23 protein-coding genes and 1 other annotated feature are annotated in these 19,519 nt (G+C 46.0%); of the genes, 10 read left to right on the forward strand and 13 right to left on the reverse strand.

Annotated features, from left to right (window positions below; all coding sequences use genetic code 11):
- The first annotated feature begins 239 nt into the window (after window positions 1-239).
- A complete protein-coding gene (locus NST33_RS25840; protein WP_062837991.1) occupies window positions 240-587 on the forward strand; it encodes a toprim domain-containing protein in 348 nt (115 codons plus the stop codon).
- Between the two features lie 68 nt (window positions 588-655).
- Here the strand turns inward: NST33_RS25840 and NST33_RS25845 are convergent, their stop codons facing one another.
- Window positions 656-1,267: an SCO family protein gene (locus NST33_RS25845; RefSeq protein WP_076319831.1), complete on the reverse strand. Its 612-nt coding sequence runs from the start codon at window positions 1,265-1,267 to the stop codon at window positions 656-658.
- Window positions 1,268-1,691: 424 nt separating this feature from the next.
- On the opposite strand from NST33_RS25845, the gene NST33_RS25850 reads away from it, so the two are divergent.
- Complete coding sequence (locus NST33_RS25850; protein WP_221823605.1) at window positions 1,692-2,672, forward strand: metal-dependent hydrolase; 981 nt, start codon at window positions 1,692-1,694, stop codon at window positions 2,670-2,672.
- Between the two features lie 115 nt (window positions 2,673-2,787).
- On the opposite strand, the gene NST33_RS25855 is transcribed toward NST33_RS25850, so the two are convergent.
- Complete coding sequence (locus tag NST33_RS25855; protein ID WP_056702318.1) at window positions 2,788-3,009, reverse strand: alpha/beta-type small acid-soluble spore protein; 222 nt, start codon at window positions 3,007-3,009, stop codon at window positions 2,788-2,790.
- A gap of 120 nt (window positions 3,010-3,129) precedes the next feature.
- Between NST33_RS25855 and NST33_RS25860 the strand changes: the two genes are divergently transcribed.
- Window positions 3,130-3,330 (forward strand): hypothetical protein, encoded by a 201-nt coding sequence (locus tag NST33_RS25860; RefSeq protein WP_221823608.1) that lies wholly within the window; start codon window positions 3,130-3,132, stop codon window positions 3,328-3,330.
- Between the two features lie 123 nt (window positions 3,331-3,453).
- Here the strand turns inward: NST33_RS25860 and trpS are convergent, their stop codons facing one another.
- Window positions 3,454-4,446, reverse strand: coding sequence for a tryptophan--tRNA ligase (trpS, locus tag NST33_RS25865; RefSeq protein ID WP_221823610.1), 993 nt, complete (start codon window positions 4,444-4,446; stop codon window positions 3,454-3,456).
- 73 nt (window positions 4,447-4,519) lie between these two features.
- Window positions 4,520-4,787: a binding site (T-box leader), on the reverse strand.
- Window positions 4,788-5,032: 245 nt separating this feature from the next.
- On the opposite strand from trpS, the gene NST33_RS25870 reads away from it, so the two are divergent.
- Both NST33_RS25870 and NST33_RS25875 read left to right on the forward strand, forming a co-directional pair.
- Window positions 5,033-6,007 carry an aldose 1-epimerase gene (locus NST33_RS25870; protein WP_036673298.1) on the forward strand — a complete coding sequence of 325 codons (975 nt, stop codon included), beginning with the start codon at window positions 5,033-5,035 and terminating at the stop codon, window positions 6,005-6,007.
- Between the two features lie 193 nt (window positions 6,008-6,200).
- Complete coding sequence (locus tag NST33_RS25875) at window positions 6,201-6,434, forward strand: alpha/beta-type small acid-soluble spore protein (protein ID WP_076211017.1); 234 nt, start codon at window positions 6,201-6,203, stop codon at window positions 6,432-6,434.
- 79 nt (window positions 6,435-6,513) lie between these two features.
- Here NST33_RS25875 and NST33_RS25880 read toward each other — a convergent pair whose 3' ends face one another.
- Window positions 6,514-6,924, reverse strand: a complete 411-nt coding sequence (locus NST33_RS25880; protein ID WP_221823612.1) for an O-methyltransferase — start codon at window positions 6,922-6,924, stop codon at window positions 6,514-6,516.
- Between the two features lie 274 nt (window positions 6,925-7,198).
- Complete coding sequence (locus tag NST33_RS25885) at window positions 7,199-8,998, reverse strand: M3 family oligoendopeptidase (protein ID WP_339305584.1); 1,800 nt, start codon at window positions 8,996-8,998, stop codon at window positions 7,199-7,201.
- A gap of 118 nt (window positions 8,999-9,116) precedes the next feature.
- On the opposite strand from NST33_RS25885, the gene NST33_RS25890 reads away from it, so the two are divergent.
- Complete coding sequence (locus NST33_RS25890) at window positions 9,117-9,287, forward strand: YycC family protein (protein WP_074096390.1); 171 nt, start codon at window positions 9,117-9,119, stop codon at window positions 9,285-9,287.
- A complete protein-coding gene (locus NST33_RS25895; RefSeq protein WP_017692378.1) occupies window positions 9,284-9,517 on the forward strand; it encodes a hypothetical protein in 234 nt (77 codons plus the stop codon). The genes NST33_RS25890 and NST33_RS25895 overlap by 4 nt, the downstream gene beginning before the upstream one ends.
- Before the next feature lie 12 nt (window positions 9,518-9,529).
- Here the strand turns inward: NST33_RS25895 and NST33_RS25900 are convergent, their stop codons facing one another.
- The 3 genes from NST33_RS25900 to NST33_RS25910 form a co-directional block, all read right to left on the reverse strand.
- A complete protein-coding gene (locus NST33_RS25900; protein ID WP_076254604.1) occupies window positions 9,530-10,261 on the reverse strand; it encodes a DUF2225 domain-containing protein in 732 nt (243 codons plus the stop codon).
- Window positions 10,262-10,304: 43 nt separating this feature from the next.
- Window positions 10,305-10,682, reverse strand: coding sequence for a globin (locus tag NST33_RS25905; protein ID WP_036605723.1), 378 nt, complete (start codon window positions 10,680-10,682; stop codon window positions 10,305-10,307).
- A gap of 242 nt (window positions 10,683-10,924) precedes the next feature.
- On the reverse strand, window positions 10,925-11,089 hold the full coding sequence (locus NST33_RS25910) for a hypothetical protein (RefSeq protein ID WP_155984997.1): 165 nt from the start codon (window positions 11,087-11,089) through the stop codon (window positions 10,925-10,927).
- A gap of 152 nt (window positions 11,090-11,241) precedes the next feature.
- Here NST33_RS25910 and ylbJ point away from each other — a divergent pair, with 152 nt between their 5' ends.
- Together ylbJ and NST33_RS25920 are read left to right on the forward strand one after the other, a co-directional pair.
- A complete protein-coding gene (ylbJ, locus tag NST33_RS25915; RefSeq protein ID WP_339305587.1) occupies window positions 11,242-12,495 on the forward strand; it encodes a sporulation integral membrane protein YlbJ in 1,254 nt (417 codons plus the stop codon).
- Window positions 12,496-12,599: 104 nt separating this feature from the next.
- Window positions 12,600-13,403, forward strand: coding sequence for an NAD kinase (locus NST33_RS25920; protein ID WP_036673293.1), 804 nt, complete (start codon window positions 12,600-12,602; stop codon window positions 13,401-13,403).
- 28 nt (window positions 13,404-13,431) lie between these two features.
- Here the strand turns inward: NST33_RS25920 and NST33_RS25925 are convergent, their stop codons facing one another.
- Window positions 13,432-13,851: a YutD family protein gene (locus NST33_RS25925; protein WP_244988285.1), complete on the reverse strand. Its 420-nt coding sequence runs from the start codon at window positions 13,849-13,851 to the stop codon at window positions 13,432-13,434.
- A 14-nt stretch (window positions 13,852-13,865) separates the two neighbouring features.
- On the reverse strand, window positions 13,866-14,765 hold the full coding sequence (lipA, locus tag NST33_RS25930; protein ID WP_017692371.1) for a lipoyl synthase: 900 nt from the start codon (window positions 14,763-14,765) through the stop codon (window positions 13,866-13,868).
- Window positions 14,766-15,005: 240 nt separating this feature from the next.
- Here lipA and NST33_RS25935 point away from each other — a divergent pair, with 240 nt between their 5' ends.
- Window positions 15,006-16,076, forward strand: a complete 1,071-nt coding sequence (locus NST33_RS25935; RefSeq protein WP_339305590.1) for a M23 family metallopeptidase — start codon at window positions 15,006-15,008, stop codon at window positions 16,074-16,076.
- A 177-nt stretch (window positions 16,077-16,253) separates the two neighbouring features.
- Here NST33_RS25935 and yunB read toward each other — a convergent pair whose 3' ends face one another.
- The 3 genes from yunB to gnd form a co-directional block, all read right to left on the reverse strand.
- Complete coding sequence (gene yunB, locus NST33_RS25940; RefSeq protein ID WP_221823623.1) at window positions 16,254-17,132, reverse strand: sporulation protein YunB; 879 nt, start codon at window positions 17,130-17,132, stop codon at window positions 16,254-16,256.
- Between the two features lie 264 nt (window positions 17,133-17,396).
- Window positions 17,397-18,041, reverse strand: a complete 645-nt coding sequence (gene fsa / locus NST33_RS25945) for a fructose-6-phosphate aldolase (RefSeq protein WP_221823625.1) — start codon at window positions 18,039-18,041, stop codon at window positions 17,397-17,399.
- A gap of 86 nt (window positions 18,042-18,127) precedes the next feature.
- Window positions 18,128-19,021 (reverse strand): phosphogluconate dehydrogenase (NAD(+)-dependent, decarboxylating), encoded by an 894-nt coding sequence (gene gnd, locus NST33_RS25950; RefSeq protein WP_076211001.1) that lies wholly within the window; start codon window positions 19,019-19,021, stop codon window positions 18,128-18,130.
- Window positions 19,022-19,519 lie beyond the last annotated feature (498 nt).

Genomic DNA, 19,519 nt, shown 5'->3' on the forward strand with positions numbered 1-19,519 from the left:
AGAAATATATGGAGACAACAGCGATCGGAAGAACGATCCGTAACCGGAACGGCCACTGCAAGCTATTACTGACCTAATGATGCACATGAGATAAGATTTCAGAGAATTGTCTTGATGGGTTGTTCTCTCCAGTTAGCAATCGTGTAAAGAAAGGAGTCCATTTTATATAATCAGTCGATTTTCGCTGCAACATTTCCCGGGGAATGTCGACATAAGCTCTCGAACAAGAGGTGAATATCATGCCTATTCATGTCATTGTGGAAGGTAAGAATGACCGAAGCAAACTGAAACGTCTGGTTGGACCCGAGATCAACATTCTATGTACGTTTGGAACACTTAATTCACTCAAGCTGGAGACCCTGCGCAAGCAAGTCGGTTACGATGAAGTCTTTTTATTTATGGATAATGACAGTTCCGGCAAAAAAATTAGAGGTGTACTTCGGGATGCTTTCCCGGATGCAGTACAGATGTATACACGACGAGGATATGCGGGTGTGGAAGGAACACCTGATGAGTATATCATTGCCCAGCTGGAGAAAGCAGGGTTAGAGACATACATCCAATACCCTGAACATCCTTCCTTTTAAAATGAAATACCAAAAGGCTGCCTTGGGTTGATATCCAAGGCAGCCTTTACAATATGAGTATCAGATGATTATTCCTTAATCAGATTGCGAATATCCTCAGCAATGACAGCTGGCACAACGTCCTCTGTATTAAATGCGTTATATACCTTGCGCAGCTGGTTATTCTCATCCACCAACCCGATCATGTTCATATGGGCAAAATCGTCCTTATTCTCCCCTTCGATCAAGATCTGGAATGAGTCCCTGGCGAACTGTTTTGTTTTGTCCATATCCCCTCGCAAGAAGTACCATCCGGAATAATCCGCGTGAAAACGGTCTGCAAACGTCTTAATCTTCTCTCTTGTATCGACTTTGGGGTCGAATGAAATGGATACAAATGAGACATCTTTACCAAAGGTGTCGTCCTCTTTCAACAGATCCTGCACCTGAGATAACGTAAAGGTCGTAATCGGGCAGACATCCGGACAACTGGTGAAATAAAAGTAGAACAAGCGGACTTTCCCTTGCGTATCCTCCAGTGATACTGTACTGCCATCTACATTTTCCATAGAAAAGGATTGGATTTCACGAATCTCGGGTAATTTTTCCTTACTGGCAAATACAGTGCCCCACATCAGATACACAGCCATTATCAGTGCGAGCCCGAGCAGCATCCATGTCCATTTGTACTTTTTCAGCATCTTCCTCGTCCCTTCTGTATCTTCTCTTATGAATACGCATACATATGTGAACCCAAAATCACCTTTGTTTCGCTTCATCCATCTACTGTGACATATGTATTCAAAGAAACCTACTTTTTATGAGATTCTATATTATTGTAACGGTTAAAAGGAACAATGCCCATAAATATTTATGTAACATATCCGACCGCGTATTCTCTGATGCAACTTCTCTCAGTATCCGATATAAAGTTTATCATAGGAAACACCAAAATAGTTTGACAAACTACGTACATTTATTGGGTATAATACAGTTTATTGTCATAAATTTGAAATTAGGGATGTTTTGCATCCTGACAGACGGATATTATACACTATATATGGGTATCACCTAGATAGAGAAGTAATATGCCTTAGAACGATACACCACACAAAGGAGACGTTTATGGATACCTCTACACATTTTGTCATGGGGATTGGTCTAGCCGGTCTGGCTTATGTCGATCCTGTCGTCGCAGCGAGTCCCATGCTTGCAGCTGCGGTAATGATTGGCACGATCGCCGGTTCCCAGGCCCCTGACATTGATACTGCTTTACGTCTCAAAAGCAATTCGCTTTACATCCGGAATCATCGGGGCTTGTCACACTCTCTGCCATTTCTCCTGTTATGGGTTTTGCTCATCACCGGCGTCATTGCACTGATATTCCCTGATGTCCCTATTGGACACGTTGCCACCTGGACCGCTGTGGCCGTAGGCTTTCACGTATTCACCGATCTGTTCAACACCTATGGAACCCAAGCCGCCCGGCCTTTTACGGAACGCTGGATCGCCTGGAACATCATTCATATTTTTGATCCGTTTCTATTCACTACACATGTCATAGCTATCCTGTTATGGGCCTTTGATCTGATCGCCCCTGCACCACTCTTCGTTACGTTGTATAGTTTGACCGCTTTATATTATATATGGCGAACGATTGCTCGTGCACAAGCAGTCAGAAAAGTCAGACGTCTCGACAACAGCCCAGAGCAGGCAAGATACATCGTCATTCCAACGATATCCTGGAACCGCTGGCATGTGGTTAAACGAGTTGAGGACGGCAGTTATGTGATCGGTAAAATGGATGGTTCTAATCTGGTATGGAGTCTGCACGCCTCTTCTTCTACTCATGCGGCCGTTGCTGCTTCACGCAAATCACCGGAAGTCAGTGCCTTCCTCTATTTCACCTCCTATGCAGTGGCAGAGGTTGAAGAACTGCCTGCTGGGTACAAGGTCCGCTGGGCAGATGTACGTTATCGACACCGGAAACAATATCCATTTGTCGCTGTGATTGTGATGGATCGGAATTTTGAAACGATTGATACGTATGTAGGCTGGTTAAGCGATGAGAAGATGGATAAAAAACTTTTATCTGCACGCCCTTGACGAAGTGAGCATGGCAAGGCACAATCAAACTTAGGAACTGATACGCGAGAAAGCCCGGTGCGTTTCCGCCCCGGGCTTTCTGTTTATCCTGTTTGTTGCTGTTGGTTAAAATAAATTATTTGCCAGACCCAGCCAGAGACTGCTCAGCGATTTGTACCAGACGTTTGGTGATATATCCACCCAAAGATCCTGTTTCACGGGAAGTGTAGTTACCGTAGTAACCGTCTTGTGGGATAGTTACACCCAGTTCCTGTGCAGCCTCCATTTTCAATTGTTGCAGTGCTGCAGTCGCTTGAGGTACCACCAAGTTGTTTGAAGAACGAGATCCTTGAGCCATAATTTATAATCTCCTTTCAATCTGTGTCTGTAATGTATTGCAAGCTTGCAAGATTATTATGGCTCGTAGGCTTCAGGTTATACGGAATTTCACTAAATTTGTAGATGGAGGTTTTTCCCAATGAGTAAAGGCTTGTCCCTATGGTTCGCATTCTCTTCGATTATCTTGTTAACGGTTTCAGCAATTATGATCTCCTACTCCGGTTGGTTTGCTGCACTACTGTTTGTCCTGTCCATCGCCAACATTGGCTGGGGATTTGTGATTCGTGCCAAAAAAGAACGTCAGGAAGTTCAATCGGCTGTTTCAGAGCCCACTTCTTAAGCGGGTCATATAGTTCAATAAAGTTCAATAATGAACGCACAAATAAAGAGGAGTCCTTCAATAGGGCTCCTCTTTATTCATGTTAACTATTCATTGCGTGAAATATGAAGGTCTTGTTCAGGACTACTGTTTACGTCTTGGAACAAATCCCATACGTTCTTTCACTGCATCCAACGTTTGAGCAGCAACTTCTTCTGCACGACGGGCTGACGTATCCAGAACATCCGACAATTCGCCAGATTCACGAATCTCATTATATCGTTGTTGTAGCGGTTCAATTACAGATACAACCACTTCAGCCAGTTCCTTTTTGAACGGACCGTACATCTTGCCTTCATAACGCTCAGCCACTTCTTTAAGCGTCATACCTGCACATTCAGCATAGATACTCATCAGATTGCTGACCTCCGGTTTGTTTGCCGGATCATATACGACTTCACGCCCGGAATCCGTTGTGGCACGACTGATTTTTTTGCGAATCACATCCGGCGGATCCAGTAGGGCAATATAGCTGCCAGCGTTAGGGTTACTTTTGCTCATCTTTGAAGAGGCATCATCAAGTGACATGACCCGAGCACCCACCTGCGGAATATACGGATCTGGAATGGTGAAGTACTCTCCATAACGGTGATTAAAACGGCCTGCCAGATCACGTGTCAGTTCCAGATGCTGCTTCTGGTCCTCACCTACTGGCACAAGGTCAGCATTGTATAACAAAATATCAGCCGCCATTAATGATGGATACACGAACAGTCCCGCACCAACGGAATCTTTACCGGATGATTTATCCTTAAACTGAGTCATCCGTTCAAGCTCACCCATGGAGGTCAGCGTTGTCATCAACCAGCCCAATTCTGCGTGCTGCGGTACATGGGATTGCAAAAATACGTTAGATTTCGACGGATCAATACCTGCTGCAATAAACAGTGCAGCTACTGCTTCCGACTGTTCACGCAATGCTGCTGGCTCTTGAGCCACGGTGATGGCATGAAGATCAACTACCATGAAATGACATTGATAGTCATGCTGAAGTTTTACAAAATTTTTGATTGCACCAATATAGTTGCCCAATGTGAGCTTACCGCTTGGCTGAATACCTGAAAGTACTGTTTTCATTACCCATAACGCCTCCCTGATTATATATATAAACTCCTGCTATTCTCTGCGAACGCAAAAAGGCCCCACATCCGCAAGGGACGTGAGACCGTGGTGCCACCCTTATTCGCATTTCTTCGATTGCTCCTGACTCTGAATCAAGTCAAGCCGATGAAATGCCTTCATTGTTCCGTAACGTGGATTATACGGCAGACTCTAGTGGGGCAAGCCCATCTCTGGCTTAACCTGTTCAAACCTACACTCAAGGGTCCATTCGGTAAAGAGCTCACACCGGTTCACATCAACCACCGGCTTTCTGAAGAGGATTCTCTTGGCCTACTTATCCCTGTCATCGATTTCAAGTCATTCAATTCTAATAAATGCTTTCAGAGTTCCATCTTAATGCGCACAGGCGCGAATGTCAAAATGAGTTGAACTTTTTTACCCGAGACATCAAAATCTGTTATGATGGAATTGCTTATCCTGTTGCCTGCTTCACACGAAATAGCGCAGGAAATAGCTGGCATGTACACAACGACACGCCTGCAGCAGTAGCTTCATCACGACTGCTTGCAGACAGATTTCAAGTGGGAAAAGGAGCATCGATATGAAACAAGTGACCAAAGGCCAATGGAATGGTTACGACACGTATATCCTACATAGCCGTGAATTGGAAATCACCCTGCTGCCGCGTCTTGGAAATAATATTATTTCTATTCGCGATTTAGTGCAGGACAGAGATGTCGTCCGCCGTCCGGATGAAGACGATCTTGCCTTTTATCTGCAGAAGCCGTACCATTTTGGCGTTCCTCTTCTGATTCCACCAGGGCGCATTCATCGTGGACAATTCGAATATGAAGGTGTTCGTTACCAGTTCGATCAGAACACGGCGAATGACAACCATATTCACGGTCTCCACCGTACCCAATCCTGGTGTGTCAGTGACATTGAGGAAGATGAAGACGGCTGTGCAATTACGACTGAATTACTGACCGAAAATGAAGAGCATTGGATGGCTCAATTCCCGATTCCCCTGAAACTTGAGATGACGTTCAGTCTGCAAAACGCTGTGTTTAGCCAGCGTCTGCGAGTCACCAATCTGAGCTCAACACCTGCTCCATTCGGGATGGGATATCATACATGGTTTTTGTTAGACGGCAAACCTGCCGACTGGACACTGCAACTGCCTGTTTCCGGAATATACGGACAGAATGAAGAACAACTACCGACAGGTGAACTGGAATCCCTGGGTGAATGGTCTGCTCTGAACGAAGGCATCAATTTGCAGGGACGTAACTGGGATACCCTGTTGAAAGCTACCGAAGGTGAACCGGCTACGGCTTACTTACGCAGGCAAGATGGATATACATTGAAATATTCAGCAGATGAAGCATTTTTCAAACATTGGGTTCTCTTTACCAAAGGTGAATCCGATCAGTTCTTGTGCATTGAACCGTACACTTGGCTCCCGGATGCACCTAATTTGGCTTTATCGGATGAACAAACCGGGTTGATTCGTTTGGAACCGGAACAGCCTGTTGAGTTATTTACACGTATTGAGGTTATACCTCCTACAGACTAAGCGAGCTGATCATCTTTTACGCATATCACCCTATATTTTGATATCCAAATACAACTTGTCGACCCGCATTGGGTCGGCTTTTTTATGTGCCCTGCGCTCTGTAGTTATCCATATTTTCCCTTACGCCATATCATGTATATTTCCTTATTCTCTAACCATACTAACATCACCAAGCCATAAGGAGGTGACACATATGTACGGAAGTCAAAACCAAGGTAGCGGTAGCCGCTCCAACAACCTGGTCGTTCCCCAAGCAAATGCTGCATTGCAACAATTGAAAATGGAAGCAGCACAAGAGCTGGGTGTAACGATTCCACAAGATGGTTACTACGGTAACTATACTTCCCGTGAGACAGGTTCTCTGGGTGGATACATCACTAAACGTCTGGTACAAATCGCTGAGCAGCAATTATCGGGTCGTTCGTAAGCTCGTAATTAATGCTTAAGTAGCGTTAAAAAACAAAAGCGGCCTTCTTCGGAAGTGCCGCTTTCTCTTGTGTAACTAATTATGAGGTCGACTCCATATCTGAATCCTTGTATGTATTGGTTCTAGGGTAACGAATCATCAAGCTTGCCATATTGTAATTAGACTCCATCGTTGCATCTACCAAAATCATACCTTGTCTTACTGTGAAATCGTACGATATTTCGCCATGTGTCCAATTGCGTTTGAATTTCAACGTCTCCAATGCCATTGCCCGGAAAGAATTTCTCTGGGTTTCGTTTAGCCCCCCTTCCTCCACATCCATCTGCCCATCTCGTCCAGCTATCGGATTATGTCGAATACCGAATTTCCCAATTACGTTATTTCGTATTTGCACAAAAACTCCCCCTGAATCTAACCCTGATAACTCATGATCAAGTTCTTTGAATACCAGATCCAACTGTCTCGCTAATGAAAGCTCATTAATTTTCATATTAACACTCTCCTTATATGCTTATAGTCCTATACATCAAGGACTTACGACTCATTATATGACATCATATGTGCTCATTCAACAAAGAACGGCAAAGTTGGGTATTTCTAACTATGATTTGCACAATTAATTGCCATTTCACTTCCTTAAACTGAGCTTTTTCACTTAATTACGACAAAATCTTCGAGAATCGAAAATGAGGATTCTGTACAAAAAAAGGCTGGAATCCAGTGTCTGTTAACACGGGATTTCAGCCTTTTTATATATGTTCAACCTATTTTTGGGTTGCTGTCATCTGTAGAAACTGCTCAATATCGGCAATAACCAAGTCCGCAGCATTTTGCCAGAATTCCGGTTGTGTCAGGTCGGTACCCAGATGTTTCTGAGCAAGTTCTTCGACCGTCATACGCCCTGTATCCCGCAACAAATCATCATATTTATCTGCAAATGCTGTACCTTCCTGCTGCGCTCTTGCATAGATTCCCGCACTGAACATATAACCGAACGTGTATGGGAAATTATAGAACGGTACACCAGTTAGATAGAAGTGCAGTTTGGATGCCCAGAAATGAGGGTGATCTGATGCAAGTGCACCGCAGAACGCTTCCTGCTGCGCCTCCACCATTAATTTGGATAATTCATCCGCGCTGACCAAGCCTTTTTTGCGTTGTTCATAGAAACGATTCTCAAACAGGAACCGGGCATGGATGTTCATAAAGAAAGCCACACTTCGCTGTATCTTGTCTTCCAGCAAAGCCAGCTTCTCTTGCTCATCTGTTGCCGCCTGCACCAGGGCATCTGCTACAATCAGTTCAGCAAACGTGGAAGCTGTCTCAGCCACATTCATCGCATAACGTTGATTCAATGCAGGCAACTCTTCCATAATGTGTTGATGATATCCATGACCAAGTTCATGCGCAAGGGTCGACACATTAGACGGTGTCCCAGAGAAGGTCATAAAAATTCGAGTTGCTTTGCTAAGTGGCAAAGACGTACAGAATCCACCTGGACGCTTGCCAGGACGGTCTTCTGCTTCGATCCAGCGTTTCTCAAAAGCCATCTCTGCAAACGAGGAAAGTTTAGGACTGAACTTGGCAAACTGCTCAACAATATTGATGGCTGCCTCATCGTAAGTGATTTTGCCACTCGATTTACCTACAGGTGCATCTACGTCGCTCCAGCTGAGCTTGTCTACCCCCAGCAGTTCTGCCTTGCGCTCCAGATATTGAACAAGCGCAGGTTTGGCACCGTTAATCACATCCCACATCGTATCCAGTGTCTGACGTGACATCCGGTTGATGGCCAGAGGTTCTTTGAGGATATCATCCCAGCCACGTTTCTCATATAACTTCAGACGGAATCCCGCGAGGTGATTCAGCGTGTCAGCGCAGAAATCTTCGACATCGGTCCAAGCCTGCTCCCAGTTTGCGAATACCGTCTCGCGTACATTCCGATCACTATCGCTCAGCTTGTTGGCAGCCTGTCCTGCGGAGAGCATCACCGTTTCCCCATCTTGCTCAAATGGAATGTTCACCTTGCTGACAATCGTGTTGTAGAATTTGCCCCAACCATGGTAACCATCTACACCCAGATCCAGAGCAAGACCTTCCAGTTCAGGCGACAGCTTCTCACGAGCCAGCGTGCGACTCTCGTTCAGTACAAATGCCAGCGGCTTAATATCTTCCCGAGCAATCCAGGCATCCCACACCGAATCCGATGTCTGACTGAGTGTATTATCGAACTTCGATTTGCTGCCGTTCAGCATCGCTGCAATAGAACTGATAGCGCCCTGAAGCTGGGTTGCCTTTTTGTCCTTCTGGTTTTGCGATGAGAGGCAGGATACAAACGCAGAACCTTCCGATATGCGGATATAACAGCTTTGCAGCAGTTCCAAAATCGGATCAAATGCAGCCGTCTCTTCTAATGAAGTCGGTGCAGGTGTTTCGTTCAACAGATGTTGCAGTTTACGTACATCCTCTTCCAGTTCAATCAGATACGCAGCGAATGTCTCGGAGGAAGAACCTCCACTAAAAATGGACTCCAGATCCCATACGGGGTGTAATGGCGTTTTCATTTAATAAGGCACCTCTCTCTATAAATTGGATGGTTAGGATTGAATTAAAAACTGGTTTTCTGTGTGCCATATCTCTATACTAGAGAAATACTTATAGTAACTTTCAGGAGGTAAACGTATGAAACCTTTACAAGTATCGGCTGATACAGCCGTCAAATTAGCAGAATCCCTGGGCGTACCTTTGGAGCACCTGATGCACATGCCCCAACATATCCTGATGCAGAAGATTGCGGAACTCGCCAAACAAGAAACCTCCAAACCTTCCGCACCAGAAGGCGAACAAGAATGATTCCGTTTGAGAACAGCTGGCCTTACGATATTGTGATGGGAGACATCTATGTACAGCAATGTCCCTACTGTCATGCAAGCAACGTGCTGCTCCCCCTCAAACCAAAAGAGCTTGTGCTCATTCGCGAAGGCAAAAAGAAATTACTGGTATTTCCCTGCTGTAATACAAGCATGACCGTGATCGACAACGACAGTGACTATTTGTTATCCAGCCGTCCTGTCCGTAACTAATGTAAGATCAACTTAGAGGGGGCTGCGCTTCGCAGCCTCTTTGTCTGTTTCCAGCATCTCTTCAGGGAGTTCCAACTTACTTGAAATCATCTGCTCACGCAGCACGGCCCACTGTTCCCTTGAAGCACGAATCATGGCCGCATCTGTGATCCGCTTGTCATGAATGACCTTGCTGAACCATTGCACTGCTTCATTAAACCGTCCTACCCTGCGGTTCAATTCCCCGAGCAAATACAACAGTTTGGCTTCATTGCCACCCGTTCCTTCACGTTCGAACACCTTCACATAGGCTTCCAGGCTAAATTCAAGAAAACGATGTTCCTGTGCATGGTCCTCCATATAACGATACAACCAAGCTATATGATGCAACAGACCAGCGACGACACGATCTTTCTCCTGGATAACCTGTGCGCACAGCAAGGCAAGCTTGTACGTTGCCAACGCCTGTTCCAGTGTTCGTGCTCCGCTATAATCACGTTTAACCCAGCGGTTACCGATCTGTTCCTTAAAAGCCTTGCGCTGAGCATCATTTAAATGCTCCGTTGCGTTCTCCGTCGTGGCAAACCCGCACTGAGGACAGATGCGAACCACATAAAAATCTGGATTCTCCAGCTTGTAGTAAGCACAAAAATCCGAATCCGTCCGGTATGGCCTTTTCAAACTCGGTCTTACCCGTGAGGTTTCATACTCGGTTTCGCAATAATGGCAGGTGACTTTCACCTTATACAGCGGCTCTAATTCCAATCTTTTCCATCCCTCTCCCGTACGCTCGTAATCATATTCGGAACTATGGTGTATTCACAAAATGATGTGCAGGCCCGGATAAACGCTGCAGGATAAACGAATGCAAGGGCTCCTCCACACCAATCTGTGTTAAGGCTTGATCCATACATGCAAGCCAAGCCTCAGCCCGTTCAACCGTCACTTCAAAATGCATATGACGGGCACGCATCATCGGATGTCCAAACGCCTCGGAAAACAGCCCTGGGCCCCCAAAAAACTGAGACAAAAACATATACTGCTTGTCGATGACCGGCTGAATATCTTCCGGGAAAAGCGGAGCCAGCTGCTCATTCTGCTGAACGATCGGATAAAAGGCCTCGACCAGTGCGCGAACACCTTTCTCACCGCCAAGATTGTCATAAATACTCAAACTGGGATTCATTCGTCTGATTCCCCTTTCTGATGTCGAATTTTGCCATATATTACACGTTCCGTGAACATTGTGAAAACAGTAACAATATCCAGGCCACAAAAGCCTTTATCTCCATTCTATCAAAAAAAACCAAAAAGTCCTATATAACATGAAATCATCAGGACATGTAACCTGCCATCTGTATATAGGACCCTTTTCAAAAATAGCACAAAAAAACGCCAACCGCTTGGGTTGGCGCACTAGATATTTCATTAATAACTCCGCCAGTCCTCTTCCTCAGAGCGTACAAGCGAGGCACGTATCACATATACAAAAGCACAGACCAGGATTCCGGTGACAAGACTCATGATCATCACTCCATCCGAATTGAATTCCACCTTGGAGACAATTAGGTGACGTTCAGGCGTTTTTCTCATTTTAGCACACATCACTCAAAAACACAGCCACTTTTGCAAGCGCTTTCTACGTATAATTTTGTACTGTTTGTCCACTTTTTTTCATATATTGATGGCAATAACATCACAGACTTCCGCACATCGACCATTCCAAAAATAAAGGAGAAGAATTCATGGCTGCTTCACAACGACTCACCCATGTCCTGGTCACACTCGCTCTCCTGATCCTTTGTGTGTTAATGGTCTTGTATCCAGCGGAAACCTGGCATGCGGGTGTACGCGGACTGTCCATCTGGTGGGACGTATTGTTTCCCTCCCTTTTTCCTTTTTTGGTGCTGTCCGAGCTGCTGCTCGGCTTTGGCATTGTTCATTTTCTAGGTACCTTGCTGAATCCACTGATGCGTCCATTGTTTCGTGTTCCCGGAAGCGGTGGTTTTGTATTTGCCGTGAGCTGTGCATCCGGTTATCCTACAGGGGCGAAACTGACCGCTCAGTTATGGGAACAAAAGCTGGTTACCCGGGAAGAAGGAGAACGGCTCGTTGCCTTCACTACATCATCCGATCCGATCTTCATGATTGGAGCGGTATCGGTTGGGTTCTTCCATAATGTCGCCATTGCTCCAGTATTGGTTGCGAGCCATTACGCTGCAGCTTTTCTGGTGGGTATGCTCATGCGTTTTTACGGGGGTACAGCAAAAGGCTCACAGCCAGACATCTCTTCTGGATCTCCATCGGAGGAGATACCTAGAAACAGACTGGTCCGGGCCATCTATGCGATGCATGAAGCAAGAAAGGCTGACGGACGGGCATTCGGTGAACTGCTGCGCCAGGCAGTCTCCTCATCCCTTCGCCTTATTATTATCGTAGGAGGGCTGGTTGTATTCTTCTCGGTCATGATGGAGCTGCTTGTACAGACCGGTTGGCTTGGCGGATTATACGGGATAACCGAGCAATTGTTACGACATAGCGGACTGCCTCCATCCCTATCTCCTAGCTTGGTCGGTGGGCTGTTTGAAGTAACGCTGGGGAACAAAGAGGCTGGGAGTGCCGGGGCATCCATCCCACTCGTCTATAAAGTAGCAGCTGCAGCCTTTGTTCTCTCCTGGGGCGGATTATCCGTCCATGCACAGATCATGAGTGTTCTTAGCAACACACCCATGAGATACGGTCCATTTCTATTTGCCAGAGCAATTCATGCCCTAATCGCACCTGTGCTGGTCCTGCTGTTGTGGACACCCATGATGGGGCGTTCCTCTTCACCCGTTCTTATGGAGCCCGGTTTCATCCCATCGTTATCAACGTATACACCGGACTGGGGACTGATTTTCTTATCCGGAATGATTGTTTTTGTAAGCCTCATCGTGTTGTTGTTATTCCTTGCGATATTAAGTTCCATTCTCAAGCCTAGACGACATGCCAAAAAATAAGTCAACGATTCATCTATATTTAACGGAATATGCGCCCAAACGTTGTGTTCTTCCGCGGAATTGATTATCATCGGTAGTATAATGACCACAAAGGAGCTTTCATCTTGAGATACTATGTTCAAGACCGCGGAGACCAGTTATCGATTGATCTCAGTCAGCAGTTTCATGCGCTGGCGAAGGAAGAAGGGTTCAAGCTGGATGCAGAATCGCCGGAGATTGTTATCTCCATCGGGGGCGATGGTACGATGCTACAGGCATTTCACAATTTCATCGACCGTATTCCGGATATTGCTTTTGTTGGGGTTCATACAGGCCATCTCGGCTTTTACGCCGATTGGAAGAAGGAAGAATTACGGGAATTAGTCAGGCTGATGAGTGGCAAGGGAGATCCGGAGCGTCTCAAACCACGCATTGTACAATACCCGCTATTGGAGCTTGAGATCCGGAAAAAGTCAGGGAATTCCTCTTACATCGCCCTTAATGAATTTACGTTAAAAGGTGTAGACGGTACCGTCGTGGCCCAGGTCGATATTAACGATGTGACATTTGAGATGTTCCGTGGGGATGGCATCTGTGTATCCACACCATCAGGCAGTACGGCATACAACAAGGCCCTTGGGGGTGCCATGGTTCATCCAACCATCGAGGCCATTCAGATTGCGGAGATTGCATCGATTAATAACCGGGTCTATCGGACACTTGGTTCACCGGTTATTTTGCCCAAGCATCATCATTGTGATATTTTCTCCCGCAAGGATCAGCGGTTACTGATGACCATTGATCATGTGAATGTGATGGTGGAGGATCTGATCTCCGTCCGTTGTCAGGTATCCAGTCACAAGGTCAGTTTCGCACGTTTCCGCCCTTATCCATTCTGGAACCGGGTTCGCACGGCATTTCTTGACTAAAATAAACACACCAAAAAAGCGGTCCTTCTCAGGAACCGCTTTTTGCTTTGGCTTGAGGTTGATCTTTGCTCTTCTGAAGCACAAAGTACGCACAGCCAAAGTTACAATATTCATTGATATAATCCACCATACTGGCGATTGTGGAATCCTTTGTCGCTTTTGGATGGTTATCACGGTAAAACCCTTTTAACCTCAACTGGCTATAACCCCAGTCCCCGATAATATAATCATAACGCTCCAGCACTTCACTGTAACGATCACGGAAAACCTCTGGATTCCAGCCTTCTTTGTGGTTCTGGACGATTTCATAATTTTTGCCGCCGATCTGTACAATGACCGGTTCTTTGGGCTTTTCTTCAACTGACTCAACAACCGATTCCTGAGCCGGCTCCTGGATCTGTTCCTGAAGTTGGTCCTGAATCTGTTCTGTGTTTTTTTCTTCTTCCAATCCGGTATCCTCCATCACGCGTGTGTTGCCGCCTGTTCAGCATGTTTGGTAGCCGATTTCACCTGTTCATGCGCATGGTAGGAGCTGCGTACCATAGGGCCAGATTCGACGTGGCTGAATCCACGTTTTAATCCTTCCTGTTTTAATGCAGCAAACTCCTCTGGCGGATAATACTTTTCAACATACAGATGTTTCTCCGATGGCTGCAAATATTGACCAATCGTCATAATATCACAGTTCACCGCACGAAGATCATCCATTGTTGATAAAATTTCATTATATTCCTCACCTACACCAAGCATAATACTTGATTTCGTAGGGATGTTAGGTTGCATTTCTTTGGCACGAGCAAGCAATTCCAGTGAACGTTTATATTTTGCCTTGGCACGCACTTTGTCTGACAACCGCTCAACCGTCTCAATATTGTGATTCAGAATGTCCGGTTTGGCATCCATTACAATCTGCAAAGATTCCCGATCGCCCAGAAAATCTGGAATGAGTACTTCAACGCTGCACAATGGCAACCGTCGCCGTACGGCCTTCACCGTCTCTGCAAAAATCGTAGCTCCACCATCTTTCAGATCGTCACGGGCTACACTTGTAATTACGCAGTGTTGCAGATTCATCTGCTCTGCTGCTTCCGCCACACGTTCTGGTTCCTGCAAATCAAGCTCCGTTGGCAAGCCTGTATTCACCGCGCAAAAACGGCATGCCCTTGTGCAAATATCGCCCAAAATCATAAAAGTGGCCGTTCGATTGGCCCAGCATTCATAAATATTCGGACACCGCGCTTCCTCACATACCGTATGCAGCGTTTTGGAACGCATCATCGTTTTCATTTCCTGATAGTTATCGCCGGTTGTCAATTTGATCCGAATCCAATCCGGCTTCGGTTCTTTAACACGTTTAGCCAATGCATAAACCTTCTTTCTACTGAAGTTAGGCTGTTGCTCGGAACATATTATACCATGAAAGCGCTGGAAAAACCCCCATTTGTCACATCTTGTGCATTCATGCCCGATATGGACAATTTGTATAATTCGATTCCCCCCAAGAGCTTACATGGATAAAATGAGAACTTTTGAAGAACGCTAACCTTTAGCTTGGTTCATCGGGTACCTTGTATCATTCTAATGGAAAGGGGCTGCTTCCCAGTGCAACAACGCTTGACCTTCAGGCACACATACCGCTTTTGGATCAAAACATTACTTGCAGGTACTCTGCTTCTCCCATTCTTGCCTGTTGAAGTTTACAGTGAACCCGCCGAGGCCGCTCCCAAACCACAGGCTGCCGAGTTAAAACCCGCAGAAATTTTTGCTGCACGTCGCCATTTATATGAAACCATTGGTCAGATGACACAGATTCCCTGGTACAGGCTTGCCGCAATTGATCAGTATGAACGAACGATTACTCGTGCACACCCAAAGGATCGCAAGCATCCAGAACGGCTTACAGGTATCTTCATGACCCCTCCGGCCTGGAGAGGATGGTTAAATCCCGATGAGACGGATCAACATCCGGAATCCATTCTTTTTTTCAAAGGATATGGACGTGATGGTTCAGGAGACGGTAAAGCAGATGCCAACAATGATCAGGATGTGCTGTACAGCATGGCTTCTGTTATTCAAGGTTACGGAAACAAGCAAGAGGACTTCAACATTGCCTTGTGGGAATATTATCACAACTCCCGTGCTGTGCAACGGATACAGCAATTCGCGAAGTTATATGAGCATTTTGACAATCTGGATCTATTCGGACATGCCTTTCCGGTCCCGCTCGGAACCAACTACTCCTATCGCAGTACCTGGGGAACGAAAAGAAGCTGGGGCGGTTATCGCATTCATGAGGGAACAGATATTTTCGCTCCGCATGGCCTGCCTGTGCGCAGTACCTGTTACGGAGTCGTGGAGATCAAAGGCTGGAACCCGTTTGGCGGCTGGCGCATCGGAATTCGGGATTTGAACAACCATTATCATTACTACGCCCACCTATCGGGTTTTGACAAAAGTGCACGCATCGGTGAAGTGGTTATCCCCGGTCAGGTCGTAGGTTGGGTTGGCAGTTCGGGTTACGGGAAACCTGGGACACAGGGCAAATTCCCTCCTCATCTGCACTATGGGATCTACCGGGACAGCGGACTGCACGAATGGTCGTTCGATCCTTATCCACAGCTGAAACATTGGGAACAGGATGAACGCAAACAAAAGAGCAAGAAAAGTAAGTGAAACGAGGATATGCTCCGTACGTGGAAGCATTCTGGAGTACAACTCATGTCTTGACCCAAACCTGTAAATTGGCGGGATTAAGTCGATTCTCTTCTGCTCAGAGTACGATAAGCATTCGAAAAAGGGACCTCTTTAATAGAGGCCCCTTTCTTTGTTTTACAATTCAAATTGTGTGTATCATGGGTGCGCGTCCTTATTGAGCTGCAATCCCCCATTCACATCAGGCAGATCATCCGGTTCAATTTCAAGTTCATTCCCTTGCAAAGGGTCTGACGGCGTCTGTTGCTGGTTCTGGCTAGGCGGATTCGTAGTTACTCCATTACCGCTTGATACACCCGTATGACCTGATGGCAGCGCAATAGCTGGGGCGTTACTGCCGTTAGTGCCCACTGGCTTGCCCTGATTATCGTAATAATACATTGGCACATCCCCGACAACCAGAAGGTAGGAAATCGGAATTTCCGTATCAACCGTTTCGGGCTCCATGTCGAATGGCACCACGACCGCGACCTCAGCAATAATGTGAATGTACACTTCCACCAAGATCATGTTAATCCCCGCATTTTGCTGACGGGTGTTCAGGTCCACTTTGACAGCGCCTTGGGGCTCAATACGAACCGGTATACTCGGGCCAAATGAAGCCAACACCGGACTGCCCAGCGCCTGCCCCAGCGGGATTTTTTCTTTTAACATGTGTACATTCTGCAGCGTGGATTGCACAATATTCATCGTACTTGCAGTAATTTGCATATGCTCATTGTAGTTCAGCATGAAACCGGACACTTTCCCGGCGGTATCCGTCTTCCAGTCAATCAGTCCTTCGTTGGTTTTGCCATCTGCAACCTGTGCTGTAATCGCCTTGTTGATCGCTTCAGTCGCAATCTGCTTCACTCTGATCTTGGCCAAGTGCATGATGGGGGGCTTCATCTTTTTATCCACATAAGCAAAGCCCTGCATCAAACAAAACGCGGTGACCAATAGAATGATCAACCACATTTTGCGTTTGCCGCTTGGCGGCTTACGGCGTCTCCGGCTTCGCCATTTTCTTCTCATCATCGAAGTGTCCCTCCCCTACGGGATGAGCTATAGGCTATATGTTAACCTTATGCACCGTTGTCCCGAAAAAGAAGGACAGTACGTGGACACTGGATAGAAAGTAACAACAACATGAAAGGGACAAGTACTCCTCATTGTTTAAACTAACCTCAAATCGGAAACTACATAAACAGAGACTAAAAAAGCCTTTCGCCTGCAGTTTACTCTGCAAGGCAAAAGGCTTTACGTTTAGACCACCCAAAGATTCAGGCCATGTCTATCCTTTTATTTCGGAACAGATTCCCAGTCTTTCAGGAAACGTTCAATCCCGCTGTCCGTCAGTGGGTGTTTCCAAAGTGTCGGCAGAAGCGAACCCGGAATGGTGGCAATATGCGCACCGGAAAGGGCTGCCTCCTCTACATGTTTGATATTGCGAATGCTTGCTGCGATAATCTCGGAAGGCAGATCATACATGTCCAGAATCAGACGCAGATCACGAATCAATTTCATACCATCCACCGCAATATCATCCAGACGACCAACGAATGGACTGATGTAGGTTGCACCGGCTTTCGCCGCCATCAGACCCTGTGCTGCGGAGAAAATCAGCGTTACATTGGTTTTAATCCCTTTTTGCGTCAACTCATGACAAGCGTACAGCCCATCTTCGGTCATCGGCAATTTAATGACTACATTCGGTGCCCATTCTGCAATTTCATAAGCTTCCTTCAACATATCCTCGGCTTTGAGACCGATGACTTCAGCACTGACCGGCCCTTTAACAACGTTACAGATCTCCTGAATGACTTCTTTAAATACGCGACCTTCTTTGGCAATCAAAGACGGGTTAGTCGTGACTCCATCCACCAGACCCAGACGTTCGATCCGTTTGATTTCTTCCACATTCCCTGTATCCAAGAAAAATTTCATGATATGTTCCCTCCACTTGATGAATTCGTAAACACGATATAAGTCATTACCCGATGTTCATCATATGTTAACAGTTATATATAAAATTAATTTTTCTCTACTGCGTGACCGCCAAATTCATTACGCAATGCTGCTACCACTTTACCTGTGAATGTATCTGTTTCCAGTGAACGATAACGCATCAGCAAGGACAACGCGATAACCGGTGTAGCGGTTTGAAGGTCAAATGCCGTTTCTACCGTCCAACGTCCTTCACCGGAAGAGTGCATTACGCCTTTAATTTCATCGAGGTTTGCATCTTTGGAGAAGGCACGTTCTGTCAGCTCCATCAACCAAGAGCGAATAACGGAACCGTTGTTCCATACGCGAGCCACTTGTTCGAAGTCGAAATCAAATCCACTTTTCTCCAATACGTCAAAACCTTCACCGATGGATGCCATCATACCGTACTCGATACCATTGTGAACCATTTTGAGGAAGTGACCGCTGCCCGCTTTACCCGCATACAGGTAGCCGTTCTCTACGGAAGTATCTTTAAATGCCGGTTCAACGATTGCCCAAGCTTCCGGGTCTCCACCGATCATATAACATGCTCCATTACGCGCGCCTTCCATACCGCCAGATGTACCTGCATCCATGTAGTGAATGCCTTTAGTTTTCATCTCTTCGTAGCGACGGATGGATTCTTTGTAGTGGGAGTTACCCGCTTCAATAATGATGTCCCCTTTGGACAACAATGGGCTAACTTCAGCCAGCACAGCGTCTACTACGTTGTGGGGAACCATGATCCACAATACACGTGGGGATTCGAGCGAAGCCACCATCTCTGCGTAAGAAGATACGCCTTCAGCGCCATATTCTTTCATTTCATTTACTGCATCAGCGTTCAGGTCAAAAGCAACCACTTCGTGTTTGTGATCAATCAAGTTTCTACCCAGGTTCAATCCCATTTTTCCTAATCCGACAAGTCCAAGTTTCATTTCAAAATCCTCCTGTTATGAACAATGTTTAAATTTCATTTGCGTTCAAAATTTAAAATAAGTGCTTAACGTTTGGTGAAGTAACCGTTCCGGTCACGAATCGTTCTTTTGATCGCTGTTATCCCCAGATTTTTTGAATCTCCTATATAGGAGAAAATCCGGGGATACAGGCGAACGCTTTGCTTCTACAGAATCGATTTCGTCCCCCTACACTACATTCTCAGCGTTCAAGCCAACCCATTTTCAAAACTGAACCGCTAATCTATATTCAAAAATTTTCACGGCCTTCTGGCAAACATAACCAGAAGGACTTATGCAAAATTGGAACGGTATGATTCGTAATTAATACTGTTTTTATATCAGAATTGAATTGCAACATACGACCCAACTCGCTCTGGAGTACAGGCTCTAGACGAATAGGAGCATTTCGTTTTCTATATCCCGCTGAGCGGAAGGTGGTCTTTTGAAAAGGCAAAATGTTCATTGGTGAGCACAATG

Origin of the sequence: Paenibacillus sp. FSL L8-0435 (genome assembly GCF_037965655.1) — a bacterium.
GTDB lineage: Bacteria > Bacillota > Bacilli > Paenibacillales > Paenibacillaceae > Paenibacillus.

Bases quoted from the DNA above. Each gene is read 5' to 3' on its own strand.
- NST33_RS25840 (WP_062837991.1), top strand. From the start codon at position 240: ATGCCTATTCATGTCATTGTGGAAGGTAAGAATGACCGAAGCAAACTG.
- NST33_RS25845 (WP_076319831.1), bottom strand. From the start codon at position 1,267: ATGCTGAAAAAGTACAAATGGACATGGATGCTGCTCGGGCTCGCACTG.
- NST33_RS25850 (WP_221823605.1), top strand. From the start codon at position 1,692: ATGGATACCTCTACACATTTTGTCATGGGGATTGGTCTAGCCGGTCTG.
- NST33_RS25855 (WP_056702318.1), bottom strand. From the start codon at position 3,009: ATGGCTCAAGGATCTCGTTCTTCAAACAACTTGGTGGTACCTCAAGCG.
- NST33_RS25860 (WP_221823608.1), top strand. From the start codon at position 3,130: ATGAGTAAAGGCTTGTCCCTATGGTTCGCATTCTCTTCGATTATCTTG.
- trpS (WP_221823610.1), bottom strand. From the start codon at position 4,446: ATGAAAACAGTACTTTCAGGTATTCAGCCAAGCGGTAAGCTCACATTG.
- NST33_RS25870 (WP_036673298.1), top strand. From the start codon at position 5,033: ATGAAACAAGTGACCAAAGGCCAATGGAATGGTTACGACACGTATATC.
- NST33_RS25875 (WP_076211017.1), top strand. From the start codon at position 6,201: ATGTACGGAAGTCAAAACCAAGGTAGCGGTAGCCGCTCCAACAACCTG.
- NST33_RS25880 (WP_221823612.1), bottom strand. From the start codon at position 6,924: ATGAAAATTAATGAGCTTTCATTAGCGAGACAGTTGGATCTGGTATTC.
- NST33_RS25885 (WP_339305584.1), bottom strand. From the start codon at position 8,998: ATGAAAACGCCATTACACCCCGTATGGGATCTGGAGTCCATTTTTAGT.
- NST33_RS25890 (WP_074096390.1), top strand. From the start codon at position 9,117: ATGAAACCTTTACAAGTATCGGCTGATACAGCCGTCAAATTAGCAGAA.
- NST33_RS25895 (WP_017692378.1), top strand. From the start codon at position 9,284: ATGATTCCGTTTGAGAACAGCTGGCCTTACGATATTGTGATGGGAGAC.
- NST33_RS25905 (WP_036605723.1), bottom strand. From the start codon at position 10,682: ATGAATCCCAGTTTGAGTATTTATGACAATCTTGGCGGTGAGAAAGGT.
- NST33_RS25910 (WP_155984997.1), bottom strand. From the start codon at position 11,089: ATGAGAAAAACGCCTGAACGTCACCTAATTGTCTCCAAGGTGGAATTC.
- ylbJ (WP_339305587.1), top strand. From the start codon at position 11,242: ATGGCTGCTTCACAACGACTCACCCATGTCCTGGTCACACTCGCTCTC.
- yunB (WP_221823623.1), bottom strand. From the start codon at position 17,132: ATGATGAGAAGAAAATGGCGAAGCCGGAGACGCCGTAAGCCGCCAAGC.
- fsa (WP_221823625.1), bottom strand. From the start codon at position 18,041: ATGAAATTTTTCTTGGATACAGGGAATGTGGAAGAAATCAAACGGATC.
- gnd (WP_076211001.1), bottom strand. From the start codon at position 19,021: ATGAAACTTGGACTTGTCGGATTAGGAAAAATGGGATTGAACCTGGGT.